Genomic DNA, 12,354 nt, shown 5'->3' with positions numbered 1-12,354 from the left:
CGCAGCCCTCGGGCCGTAGCTGGGAGGCGTCGCCTCACCGCGCAGGTATCGCCTGGCCTTGCTGCAGGCGCTGGCGCCTCACGAGGGATACAACCTGACGGCATTGCCCGACGTGCGCATACTGCGTTCGGACCGCCCCTTGTCTCGCACGCCCGTCCTGTACGACCCCGGCATCGTGATTGTTTGCCAGGGGCGAAAACGGGGTTATTTCGGCAGCCAGGTTTACCTGTACGACGAGCAGCACTATCTGGCGGTCGCGGTGCCAGTCCCGTTCACGATGGAAACCGACGCGACGCCAGAGCATCCGCTGCTGGCCATCTATATGCACCTGGACTTCCAGGTCGCCGCCGAATTGATGATCCAGATCGACCAGCATCACGCGCCGGCGCGGGCAGACGTGCCGCAGAGCATGATGTCCAGTCCGATGGACGCCGCGCTGCGGATGTCCGTGCTTCGCTTTCTCGAAGCAATGAACCGGCCGCTCGACGCTGCGATCCTCGGCCCGGGGCTGGTACGGGAGCTGTATTTTCGAGTGCTTACGGGCGCGCAGGGCAATGCGATGCGCGCGGCCTTGGCGATGCAGGGGCAATTCGGGAAGATCGGGAGGGCGCTACGCCGCATCCACGGCACTTATGCGCAGCCGCTCAATCTGTCGCAACTGGCCCGTGAAGCGGGCATGAGCGTGCCAACCTTCCACAGTCACTTCAAGGCCATTACGCGCACCTCGCCCATGCAATACGTGAAATCCATACCCGCGATGACCGGGATCACGCTGATGACGGTATGCCCGGCCCCCAGGGCGGAGATGGGATGTGGCATGTTACGATGACTCCTCTAAATAACAACCAACTAGTTGGTTGGTAGATGGATCAAAAAAATAGAACGGCTTTCCGCCCTTATCGCAAACGGATCAGGTCGACGCGGTCAGCCGGTTGATCGCCGCTCTCGAGATCGACTGGAACGCTTCCGGGTTGTTGAAGGCCCGCGCAGTCAGCATCGCGCCGTGCACCGTTGACATGAAAGCCTGTGCTTCGACGAAGGCGCTGTCGCGCAGATGGAATTGCCGCTGCGCCGCGCCTTCCTCCAGGATCGTCGCCAGCCAGGCGGTCAGTTCCTCGAAATAGCCGCGCACTTCGTTGGCGATTTCTTGCGGGACCATGGGCAATTCGGCAGCGAGCATGGCGCAAATGCACATGGAAGACGTGCCGTCGAGGATGCACTCCGACCAGTAATCGACGTAGGCGGTGAGCCGCGCCAGGGGAGCGCTCAGTTGCCGATCGAGAGCGGCCATGCCTTGCCGGGCCTGCTCGCGGTGTCGCGCGACCACGGTCTGGACCAGATCCGCCTTGCTCGGAAAATGATGATGGATGCTGGCCTTGCCGATATGCACCCGATCGGACAGGTCTGCATAGCTGAAGCCGTTGTATCCGCCGGCGGCCAGCAATAGCCTGGTGTGTTCGGCGATTTCGGTTGCCCTGGGGGAAAGTTCCACGCTCATTGGAATTCACTTATTCGTTGAGTGCGCCTGCGGAACATGGGTGCACGGTTGCCCGGAGTGTGTTCATTGCGTTCGCAGTGTTACCAATCTACTAGTTGGTCGGCGTCCTGTCAACACGACATGGGGCTTTCCGCAGCACAGCAGTTTCATCCCGAAAGAGGACACGTTGCCGGTAGCCGGGTAAAGGCCGCGGGCGGCGTAGTCGTCGGGCGGATCGGCGGCCGCGCCTGCCGCTGGCTGCGTGCCGCTTGCGCTCGGATCCGGGCATTCGCGGTATCAGGCTTTACGCCTTCCTTCCTCTGAGCGAACTGCCCTCGTCCCCCCGCAGGCGCCGGAATGCCAGAACGGCCAGCAGCGTCACGATCCCCACGATCACGAATGCCGGCCAGAAGTCGTTGGCGTGGTAGGCGCCCTCCGGCCGGCCGCGCAGCCAGGCCGTCACCGTCAGCACGGAGGCGCCCAGCACGACGCCTATGCTCAAGGCGACCTGCTGCGTCAGCATCGTCCCGGTGGTGGCGTGGCTGAGGCGATTCTGGGGAATGTCGGTATACCCCAGCGTATTGACCGAGATCATCGCCATCGCGGTCGTCAGGCCGCCGACCGCCATCACGGCAAACATGACGGCTTCCGGCGTTTCGGGGGTGAACAGTCCGTAGGCCGCGTAGCAAAGGGCCGTCAGGGACGCCGACGTGACCAGCACGCGCCGGAAGCCGAACCACTGGATGGCGCGCCTGACCACGGTGCGCGAACTCAGCGCGCCGACCGAGATGGCGACCGTGAGCAGGCCCGATTGCATCGGCGTGCGGCCGAAGCCGATCTGGAACATGAGCGGCAGCAGGAAGGGCGCCGCGCCCAACGCGATCTGGATGGGCATGGCCCCCATCACGATGGCGCGATAGCTCGGAAACCGCAGGATCGAGAGATCGATCAAGGGCTCGGCGGCCAGGCGGCTGTGCCGGAGGTACAGGACGAGCGCCAGCACGCCCAGCAGGCCCAGCGCGACATTGAACGCAACCGGCAGCACGTTCTTGCCGGCCAGTTCCACCGATCCCATGATGCCGACGAGCCCGCTGGCCAGCAGCACGAAACCGATGATATCGAATCGCGGCGGCGGTTCGGCCTCGCTTTTGGGGCGGTCGGGCGGGATCAGCATCATCGCAAGCGCCACCGCCGCCAGGCCGATCGGGACGTTGATAAAGAAGATCCAGCGCCAGGATGCCACCGTCACGATCATGCCGCCGAACAGGGGGCCGGCCATGCGGCCGACCCCGCCGGGAAGGGTGAACCAGACCATGGCGCTCAGCATGGCGGCCTGGGGGATGCTGCGCAGCAGGATCAGGCGGCCGACCGGCACCATCATCGCGCCGCCGATGCCTTGCAGCAGCCTGAACAGCACCAGTTGATTGAGCTGGCTGGCCAGGCTGCACAGCGCCGAGGTCAGCGAGAACAGCAGCACGGCGCCGCAGAACAGCCTGCGCGGGCCCAGGCGGTCGGCCAGCCATCCGCAGGCCGGCAGCGCGATCGCCAGGGACAGCAGATATGCGGTGATGGCAAGATTCAGGCGCAGGACATCGACGTGCAGCGAGCGGCCGATGGCCGGCAGCGCCGTTGCCATGATGGAGGTGTCGAGATTCTGCAGAAACAGCGGACAGGCGACGACGAGGGGAATGGCGCGCCACCGGCGCGCCGGCTGTTCATTCGCGGGATCCTGTGCATTTGCTACGGGCTGCTGGGTCATTTGTCAATCGATGTCTCGCCGGAACGGCGCGGGGGGGAGGGGCCGCGGGCGAGAGGGGGCCCGGGAATTGCTGCGTCAATCTTAACCGGGCTGGGGCCTTACGAGGCAGCATCGGCTCACCATTTTGTTGCATAGACATCTATGATTCAGGCGACGCATCGCGAGCATTCCTCCGCTGCATTCCCGATACATATCGGATGTGCCGGATGGAGCCTGTCGGCCAAAGTGGCGGCGCGGTTTCCCACGCAGGGCAGCCATCTTGAGCGATATGCGCAGGTTTTCCCGGCGGTGGAAATCAACTCGTCGTTCTATCGTCCGCACCAGCCGAAAACCTACGCCCGGTGGGCGGCGAGCGTGCCCGACGCATTCCGGTTCTCCGTCAAGATTCCGAAAAGGATCTCGCACGAACTCAGGTTGCGCGATGCGGACACGGCCGTCGGCGATTTCATGCGGGAGGTCGCGCCGTTGGGCGAAAAACTGGGCTGTCTGTTGCTGCAGCTGCCGCCCAGCCTGGCGCTGGATCGGCCCACGGCGCGACAGTTTTTTTCCCTGCTAAGCGGTTTCACGGCCGTGCCCGTCGTCTGCGAACCGCGCCACGCGACATGGTTTACCGAAGAGGGTGCGGAAACGATGAAAGATGCGGGCGTCGCCTGCGTGCGCGCGGACCCTCCACCGGTCGCCGGCGTCGAGCCGGTGGGGGATCCGGGCACGATGTACATCCGCCTGCATGGTTCGCCGGAAATCTATTATTCGGCGTACGACGAGCCGTTCATCGAAGCGGTGGCCGCGCGGATCATCGACGCACGGAACGCGAACACCAGGGTCTGGTGCATTTTCGACAATACGGCGCGCGGCGAGGCGGTTCCCAACGCTCTGGCGTTGATGGAAAAGCTGGAAAAAGCGGCTCGCCGGGACGGATGATGCAGCAAGCCGGGTCGTCCGTCGCGCCACCGCGCTATGCTTCGGATGGCGATGGTGCCAGCAGTTCTCAACATAGGTCGATGCCAGGGATGGAAAAATCATTTTGGGATATCAAGAAGCGCATCTATCGGTCGATCAAGTATCGATTGACACGCCCGTCTCCGCCGCCGTCGCCTTGCAGTTTTACCGGCCCGGTCGTCGTGGTCGGCTCGGCGCCGGTGTCCAACCGTCCCGCGGGTTTCGACGACGGTTTTTCCGTCATCACCATAAACGGCTCTCAATGGGTGGCCTCGCAATGGGGGGTGGAGGTGCCCGACATCACGATGCTGATGTTCCATCAGGTCGAGGGGACCACGTATAACGCGCGGGAAGTCAGGCGGGTCCTGTCCGGCCGGCGGACCAAAGCGCTTTTCCTGCTGCTGTGGCGCAAAAAAGACCGTGCGCGGCTGGAGCGGCTGCTGGCCGGGTTCAATTACGGGTACGACTATCTCTACATCGTGGACCGCTACGAACGAATGGCGCTGCTCGACAGGATGACCGGCATGCGTTCGCTGGAGCTCGATGCGGAGTCGAAGTGCTCCAATGGCGTGAACGCGGTGCTGTTCGCCCTTTATCACGGCGCCCCGGCCGTCATCATCACCGGCATCGACCCCAATTCGTCGGGGCACGTATATAACAATGCCGGGGAGGGGCGGCTGCACGTGCAAATGGACACGATCATTTTGCAGCGCCTGCTTGCGGCCGGCCGGCCGATCTTTACCGCCGACCCCGCCGTGGCCGCCGCAACCGGCATTCCGGCCTGGACCGAAGAACTGGCGAACGCCCGCCGGGCCGCTGCCGTGGCGGGGCCGGGGGCCGGCGTTCAGGCAGCGGACCGGCCCTGACGGCCAAGGCGCGTCCGCCCCGGGGGCGGCGCGCCGAGCATGGCCGGCGCGGGGGCCGGCTCGCAGTAGGGGGTGCAGACGCGATCGCGGGTGGCGAACCATTCCTCCGCGTAATCGTCGTTCTTGTATTCGTCGAAATAGGGGCCGCCGTCGGTGAAATGGACCAGATCGGCGTCCGGCTGGTAGTCATATTCATTGACGAGCCAATTCCAGGTGGCGGGCAGTTCGCCGATCAGCTTGTCGGATTCCAGCCACTTGAACTGGTGCAGTTCCAGCCCGGTCGCGGTATTCACATAGTCTGGATCGAGCTTGCGGCATTTCGGGTTATTGAACAGGATGACGCTCGACCAGTTCTTTTTCTCGTACCTGGTTTGTACCTGCTTGAGGAACTTGGTTTCGGTTTTGGGACGATAATTGTGTTTTACGCACATCGCGGCGAAGCGGTCGTCCCTCAAGGCCCAGAGCCTGGCGATGTCGGTGCGCACCAGCATGTCGCAATCGAGGTACAGGGACCAGCCTTCGAAACCGCTCAGGTAGGGCACCAGAAAGCGGGAGAACGAGAATTCGGTCGATTGCAGCGCGTTTCTCGGGCGGGTGAAGATGTTCTGGATGTTATTCAGCGCGATGGGGGTGAAGGAAACCGGGATGGAGCTTTTTTCCAGAATGCTTTGGCACAAGACATGGTAGGCCGCAATTTCCTTGCGGTCGAAGCCGATATAAATGCGAGCAGTTTCAGTCATGGCTTTCCAGGGCGGCTGGCTTTACCTGGAAACTAGCTTAACCCCGAACGCCTTTTCTTCGTGCCACCCGGGGTAAGACTTGCTGCGCAATGTTACGCTTTCGTTTCGCGCATATCGGTACGAAGTAATTATCGACTCACTCAGGCCTGCTCCCAGTGCACCAGCCGCCGGCCGATGGCGACGAATATGGTATCGAGCATGGCGCCGAGAATGCCGAGCTCGATCAGCCCGACGAACATGCGGTCGACCAGGATGTATTGCCGGGCTTCGTCCAGCCGGTAGCCGATGCCGGAAGACGCTCCGGTCAGTTCCGCGGCCACCAGGCTGAGGAAGGCGAGCGCAGCGCCCAGCCGCAGCCCCGCGAAGATGTAGGGCGCCGAGGCCGGGACCACCACCTGCAGGAATTCCACCGCACGCGACGCGCCCAGCGACTGGGCGGCGCGGATGTAGATGCTGGGCGTGTGGCTCATGCCGTGATGGGTGTTGAGCCACACCGCCAGGAACACGGTGTACGAGATCACGAAATACTTAGATTCCTCGCCGATGCCGAACCAGACGATGGCGATCGGCACCAGGGCGATGGCCGGAATCGGCCGCAGCAGCGTGAACAGCGGGCTCAGCGCCACCGCGAAGAAGCGCGTGCGGGAGGTCAGCAGGCCGAAGCCGATGCCCAGGCTGGCGCCCACCGTGAAGCCGATGGCGGCGCGTTTGAGCGACACCGCCAGGTCTTTCAGCAGGATGCCTTTCTGGTACATGTCGACGGCGGCGCGCCAGACGCCGGCCGGCGACGGGATAAGGGCCGGGTTGACCAGGTTCGCCAGGCATATCAGCTGCCAGACCGCCAGCACGGCGAACAGCGAGATGGCGACGTCCTTGATCCGTAGCGCGTTGCTTCGCATGGCGGCCCCCGGCTTCTATTTGCCGGCCAGCGGGTAGCAGAACGGGCAGGCTTGCTCGTCGGTGCGGCCGAGCGGGTCCCACTGGGGCAGCGACGACCACACTTTTTCGCCGGAGGCCTGCGCCCGGGCGCGCAGGGCGTCGAGGTCGATGCCGGGGATCTGGCGGTTTTCCATGATCGTCTTGCCGTTGACGATGACCATGTCGACGTCGTCGCCGACGCCGCACTCGATCACGCTCTTGACCGGGTCGCGCACCGGGCCGTAGCGCAGCGTGTCGCGGCCGGTAAGGTCGATGGTGATGATGTCGGCCAGCGCGCCCGGCTCCAGGCGGCCGATGTCGTCGCGGCCCAGCGACTTCGCGCCGCCCAGCGTGGCGGCGGCGAACACTTCGCCGGCGGTGGCCGAGAAGTAGGAATGGCTCATGATCTTGCCCATGTACGAGGCGGTGCGCATGTTCATGAACATGTCGCGCGGGTAGGTGTCGGAGCCGATCGTGATGTTGACCCCGGCGTCGCTGTACTTTTTCCAGTTGTCGAGCGTGCGGGCGCGCCGCGCGATGTTGATCGGGCAGTGCGAGATCGAGGTGCCGGCGCGGCCGAGCAGTTCCAGGTCCCGGTGCGACGAATAATTCATGTTGGGGTTGTCGGAGATGTAGTTGCAGTGGCCGATGTTCAGCGTGGGCCGCAGCATGCCGATGGAGTCCAGCAGCTCGATCGGCGTCATCATGTGCTGCGCCACGATTTCGTGGAATTCGATGACGCTGAAGGCGGCGTGGGTGGCGATGGGCAGGCCGGTGTGGTCGGCGATTTCCACCGTCTGCTTCATCAGGTCCAGGCTGGTGGTCTGCAGCCGCCGCGGCACCAGGATGCCGCGGATGCGGCCGTCCAGCGCGCCGTCGTTGCGCTCGATCCATTCCAGCGCGACCTTCATGCCGCTCACGCCGCGCTCCTCGTCGTTGATGCGTTCCAGCCGGCCCTGTTCGTCGCCGACCCAATGGCCGCAGTCGTAGCCCGGCGACAGGTAGGCGCGCGAGCCGAAGCGCTCGACCTGTTCCATCAGCGCATCCTGCACCGCCACCTGAGCCCCGAGTTCGACGAAGGTGGTGACGCCGCCGCGGATCAGTTCCGCCACCGTATAGGCGGCGTTGAGCTCCACGGCGCCCTCGGGCGCCTTGGCGCCGTGGGCCAGCCAGCGCGCATCGCCGGTGACCTGCTTGCCGCGCTTGGGCACGGTCACTTCCAGGAAGGGCTGGCCGTAATACATCGGCCGGCCGGTGTCGGTGATCAGCCGGTGCGAGGCGCGGTGGCCGTAGTGGATGTGGGTGTCGATGAAGCCGGGCGCCACCAGCCTGCCGGCGGCGTCGATGGTGCGGTCGACCGTGCCGTCGAAACGCGGGCCGACGTAGAGGATGCGTTCGTCTTCGTAGACGACCACGCCGTCGCGGATGAGGGTGTGGCCGTTGTTGGCGTAGCCCACGATCCACGGGGCCTTGATTGCAGTGCGCATGGAGATGATTCCTTCGGAAGGTCGCGATTGACGGTGCGTGTGCGGACGGCTAGGGGGCGAGCTCGACCCGTTCGGCGGAAAGCGAACGCAGCGGCGCCTCGGCGATGAAGCTGCGCATGGTGGCGCGGTCGGCCTTGGCGCCCGGGATGATGCCCTTGGCCTCGATCCACTTGGCTTCCGAGGCCATGGTGTCGAGCAGGCCGTTGTCCAGTCCCAGGCCGAAGACGTATTCCGGCCAGGCCTTGTCGATCGCCTCCGGCTTGAGCGCGCCTTCGCTGGCCTTGGCCAGCGCCGCCTTGGCGCGGGCCGGGTCTTTCTTGATGATCTCGTCGGCTTCGACCATTGCGCTCAGGAATTTCTTCAGGTCTTCCGGGCGGTTGTCGATCATGGACTTGGTGGCCGACAGCACGAAGTACGAGGTGTAGTCGGCGATGACCTGTTCGCGGTACTTGTCGCCCAGCACCTGCTTGGCGCGCGGGTAATAGTCGGGGAACATCACGCCGGCGTCGATGTCGCCGCGGGCCAGCGCCGGCACGATGTCGGTGGGGCCCACGTTGACGATCTCGGCCTTGACGCCGGCCTTGGCCAGCGCCAGCTCGGCGGAATACTCGACATTGGTGGCGCGCGTGGTGCCGATCCGCTTGCCGGCCAGGTCCTTGATGCTGGAAAAGCCGACGTCGGAACGGCTGACGAAGCGGTTGGCCACGTATTTCGAGACCGTGGCGACGATGCCGAACTGCTGCTTGCGCAGCGCCGCCACCACCGGCGGGTACTCGGCCATGAACGCGATGTCGAGCTGGCCGCCCAACAGCGCTTCGAGCGCGCGCTGGCCCGCCACGAACCGGACCGTCTCGACATCGAGGCCGGCTTTCTTGAACAGGCCTTCCTCCAGGGCGACGATCACCTCCAGGGACTGGATGGTCGGCGCCGCGCCGAGGACGATCTTGCCCGGCTGCGCCGCGGCGCAATTGCCGGCTGCCGCGAAGGCCAACGCGGCCAGGTACATCTTGAACGGTTTCATTGCTCGACCCTTTGCAGATTGACGATGGTTGCTGGAAAGCGGTGGCCGGACGCGCGTGCCCGGCGTCAGTCTTCTTCTGCGTGCGGTTCGTTGCGCAGCAGCTTCATGATGGCCGCGCGCCTGCGCACGAAGCCTTCGTCGATGTGCTCGGCCGAGCGCGGCCGCGGGCTGTCGACCTCGATGCGTTCGATGATCCGGCCGGGAGCGGCCGACATCACGTAGACCACGTCGGCCAGCACCAGCGCCTCGTTGACGTCGTGGGTGACGAACATCACGGTCTGGCGCCGGCGTTCCCACAGCCGCAGCAGCAGTTCGTGCATCGTCACCTTGGTCTGCGCGTCGAGCGCGCCGAAGGGCTCGTCCATCAGCATCAGGGCGGGGTTCGACACCAGCGTGCGGGCGATGGCCACGCGCTGCTTCATGCCGCCGGACAACTGGCCAGGATACTTTTCCGCATGCCTGGCCAGGCCGACTTCCTCCAGCGCGGCGAAGGCCCGTTCGCGCCGCTGCGCGCGCGTCAGCCCGAAGCGCTTGAGCGGGAATTCGACGTTGGCGATGGCCGTGAACCACGGGAACAGCGCGAAATTCTGGAACACGACGCCGATGTCGGGCGTGGGTTTCCTGATTTCCACGCCGTCGACCACGATGCCGCCGGTGGTGGGGACGACGAAGCCGGCCACGGCGTTCATCAGCGTCGACTTGCCGCAGCCCGAAGGGCCGATGAAGGCGGCGAACTCGCCGGGGCGCAGGATCAGGTCGGTCGGCGCCAGCGCGGGAACCAGCTTGTTGCCGGGTCCTTTGAAGGCGATCGAGACGTTGGATATCTCTACCTTGCCCGTGCCGCCGGCCGCCGCGCCGTCGATTCCGGCCGCGTCCGGCGCCATGCCGGCTGGCGCCGTGCCGAACCCTTTCCCGACCAGCATGTTGCCCACTACTGCCCTCCGTTGGGGGAAGCGGCGCCGGCCTACGGGCCGCCGCGGCGGTTTTCAGATAGATCTTCGACAGCTTCAACGTCGACCGGTACGGTTCATGCGAATAGCGTGCCAGCGTGTCGAGCGTCCGGTAACTCTGGTGTGCGGGGATGGGGAGATGCGGATGAGGCGAAAACAACCCCGCTCGATCCGCTTGAAATCGGGGAACGGCGCGCCACGTTGGGGCGCCGTCGAAAACAGTATAGGGAGGGGGTGGGGCGGTATCGATAAAGCGCGCCTTATAAATCTCATAGTGGGCGCGTGATGTCTCGATGGCGCTTGGGCCGGTCCGGCACTAGATCGTGGGACTCATCCCGCGCTGGGGAGCGGGACGATGCCCAGTTTGCGGAATCCCGAGGCGCGGGCGGCCCATCTGGCCATGCTGGTCTACAACCCGGCCGAGGCGGGCGACGCTGAGCGCATCCGGGCGCTGACCGTCGGCAAAGGCCGCTGAGCTGGCAGCGCGCGCCGGTTCCGCGTTACCGGCAAGGCGGCGCCTTCAAGGCCACCCATACAGCCTGGCAGCGTTGTCCGCGAACAATGCCTGCCGCTGTTCCTGAGAGGGCAGCCATTGGCCCGCGGCGTCGAGCAGGTCGGCGTCGTGCGGCATGTCGTTCCTGACCATCACGTGGGGCCAGTCGGTGCCCCAGACGATGCGCTCCATGCATTCGCGGGCCAGCCAGCGGGCGATCGTGCGCGCCTTGGGATAGAGCGGGCCGTCGTCGATGCGGTAGGGCCCGGTCATCTTCGCCCACGCGCGTCCGGCCTTCATCAGGGCCGCCATGGCCCGCAAGCCGGGATGACGGAGGTCCGCCTGGCGCGACAGGTAGCCGAGATGGCCGAAGACGAGCGGTACGTCAAGCCGCCCCAGCGACTCGTCCAGGTCCGGGTACTGGTCGACGTGGACCAGCAGCTCCAGGTGCCAGCCGAGCGGCGCTACCCGGTCCGCCAGGCGCTGCAGGCCTGCGATGGGCAGTGCCGCGGTGGGGCGTTTCACGTCGACCAGGTTTACCCGCACGCCGCGCACGCCCAGGGCGTGCATGTCGGCAAGCCGGCTCGCGGGTTCGCCGCCTTCCAGCACGACCACGCCGCGCGCGGCGCCGCCCAGTTCCGCGAGCGCCTCCAGCAGGACGCGATTGTCCGTTCCATAGACGCTGGGCTGCACCAGCACGCAGCGCGACAGGCCCAGGCTTTGCTGCAGCGCCCGGTAATGGGGCAGCAGGCAATCCGGTGGGGTATAGACCCGGTCCGCGCTGTAGGGAAAGCGGCCGGCCGGCCCGAGAATGTGCAGGTGGCTGTCGCAGGCATGGGCCGGGAGCCGCAGGCCCGGCGGCTTGAGCACCGTTTGCGGGGCCGGGCAGGCGGGCGCGCCGGGCATCGGCGCCGTATCCTCGCCGAGTGTCGGCCCGGCCAGTATGTAGCTCCAGGACCCCACGGCCTGCACCGGTTCCGGCTGGCCTGCGTAGGCGCCTGCCGGCACCACGATGGGCTTGAGGAAGTTGTGCCTGGCGCAGACCTGCCGCGCCTCGGCTTCGGTCAGGCCGATGAGCCGCCCGCCGGCCTGCATGATGGCGGTGAAGCCGGGGCCAGCCGATGCCTGCGCCCCATTGCGCGGCCACGCGGCCGTCCGCCACCATGGCCGGGCCGTCGCCGGCGCGGTCCAGATAGCGGGGTTCGAAATCCTTGTCGCGGTCCAGGCCGAGGCCGTCCATCACGTATTTGCCGAGCAGCGTGATGCCCGATGCCCGCGTGCCCCACGATATGGGGTGGCCGATCAGGTCGCGCACCGAACGCGCGGCGCTGTCGCCGCGGACGGCGAACATGCCGGGGCTCGAATAGATGGCGGCCACGACCTTCAGCGTGCTCTTGGGGCGCCCGATGCCCGCGTAGGCTTCGTAGGCCGGCTCGCCGGCCACCAGCGCGATGTCCAGGCGGCCGGCCTCGAGCGAGACGATGTTTTCGGCGCTGCCGGCGGTGTTGCGGGGAACGATCGACAGCGAGGGATCGGTTTCGTTGATGGTTTCGGCGGCGGCCGCGCCGAAAAAGGGAAAACCGCCGCCCGGCGTTGCGGTGCCGAGAATGACTTCAGTCTTGGGGGAGGCCACGGATGCTCCTTCGATTGCTGGTTGCGGGGCATCCGATCGTATGGAGGCGCCCATGGCCCGGCAAGCCGCAA

Annotated in this window: 11 protein-coding genes and 1 pseudogene; 3 read left to right on the top strand and 9 right to left on the bottom strand. The window is 65.7% G+C overall.

Annotated elements, in window-relative coordinates:
* Window positions 1–52: 52 nt before the first annotated feature.
* A complete protein-coding gene (locus ABD927_RS04950; RefSeq protein ID WP_345246936.1) occupies window positions 53–829 on the top strand; it encodes an AraC family transcriptional regulator in 777 nt (258 codons plus the stop codon).
* A gap of 81 nt (window positions 830–910) precedes the next feature.
* Here the strand turns inward: ABD927_RS04950 and ABD927_RS04945 are convergent, their stop codons facing one another.
* Both ABD927_RS04945 and ABD927_RS04940 read right to left on the bottom strand, forming a co-directional pair.
* Window positions 911–1,498, bottom strand: a complete 588-nt coding sequence (locus ABD927_RS04945) for a TetR/AcrR family transcriptional regulator (protein ID WP_345246919.1) — start codon at window positions 1,496–1,498, stop codon at window positions 911–913.
* A gap of 283 nt (window positions 1,499–1,781) precedes the next feature.
* Window positions 1,782–3,236 (bottom strand): MFS transporter, encoded by a 1,455-nt coding sequence (locus ABD927_RS04940; RefSeq protein WP_345246917.1) that lies wholly within the window; start codon window positions 3,234–3,236, stop codon window positions 1,782–1,784.
* 141 nt (window positions 3,237–3,377) lie between these two features.
* On the opposite strand from ABD927_RS04940, the gene ABD927_RS04935 reads away from it, so the two are divergent.
* Together ABD927_RS04935 and ABD927_RS04930 are read left to right on the top strand one after the other, a co-directional pair.
* The gene (locus ABD927_RS04935) at window positions 3,378–4,157 is read left to right on the top strand and encodes a DUF72 domain-containing protein (protein ID WP_345246915.1); all 780 of its coding nucleotides are present in this window, start codon (window positions 3,378–3,380) and stop codon (window positions 4,155–4,157) included.
* A gap of 89 nt (window positions 4,158–4,246) precedes the next feature.
* Entirely contained in the window at window positions 4,247–5,041 is a 795-nt protein-coding gene (locus ABD927_RS04930; protein ID WP_345246913.1) for a hypothetical protein, read from the top strand.
* On the opposite strand, the gene ABD927_RS04925 is transcribed toward ABD927_RS04930, so the two are convergent.
* The 7 genes and pseudogenes from ABD927_RS04925 to ABD927_RS24530 form a co-directional block, all read right to left on the bottom strand.
* Window positions 5,020–5,781 carry a glycosyltransferase gene (locus ABD927_RS04925; RefSeq protein ID WP_345246911.1) on the bottom strand — a complete coding sequence of 254 codons (762 nt, stop codon included), beginning with the start codon at window positions 5,779–5,781 and terminating at the stop codon, window positions 5,020–5,022. The genes ABD927_RS04930 and ABD927_RS04925 overlap by 22 nt on opposite strands.
* 140 nt (window positions 5,782–5,921) lie before the next feature.
* Window positions 5,922–6,680, bottom strand: a complete 759-nt coding sequence (locus ABD927_RS04920) for an ABC transporter permease (RefSeq protein WP_345246909.1) — start codon at window positions 6,678–6,680, stop codon at window positions 5,922–5,924.
* Between the two features lie 15 nt (window positions 6,681–6,695).
* Window positions 6,696–8,186 carry a chlorohydrolase family protein gene (locus tag ABD927_RS04915; protein WP_345246907.1) on the bottom strand — a complete coding sequence of 497 codons (1,491 nt, stop codon included), beginning with the start codon at window positions 8,184–8,186 and terminating at the stop codon, window positions 6,696–6,698.
* A gap of 49 nt (window positions 8,187–8,235) precedes the next feature.
* Window positions 8,236–9,207: an ABC transporter substrate-binding protein gene (locus ABD927_RS04910; protein WP_345246905.1), complete on the bottom strand. Its 972-nt coding sequence runs from the start codon at window positions 9,205–9,207 to the stop codon at window positions 8,236–8,238.
* A gap of 65 nt (window positions 9,208–9,272) precedes the next feature.
* On the bottom strand, window positions 9,273–10,130 hold the full coding sequence (locus tag ABD927_RS04905) for an ABC transporter ATP-binding protein (protein ID WP_345246903.1): 858 nt from the start codon (window positions 10,128–10,130) through the stop codon (window positions 9,273–9,275).
* 547 nt (window positions 10,131–10,677) lie between these two features.
* Window positions 10,678–11,745, bottom strand: coding sequence for an amidohydrolase family protein (locus ABD927_RS04900; protein WP_345246901.1), 1,068 nt, complete (start codon window positions 11,743–11,745; stop codon window positions 10,678–10,680).
* Between the two features lie 22 nt (window positions 11,746–11,767).
* Window positions 11,768–12,337: pseudogene (locus ABD927_RS24530) on the bottom strand (TAXI family TRAP transporter solute-binding subunit); the annotation flags it as partial.
* Window positions 12,338–12,354 lie beyond the last annotated feature (17 nt).

Source organism: Pigmentiphaga soli (genome assembly GCF_039541095.1).
GTDB lineage: Bacteria > Pseudomonadota > Gammaproteobacteria > Burkholderiales > Burkholderiaceae_B > Pigmentiphaga > Pigmentiphaga soli.
Note: the sequence above shows the minus strand (reverse complement) of the source record. Positions and strands in the feature narration are given on the sequence as shown.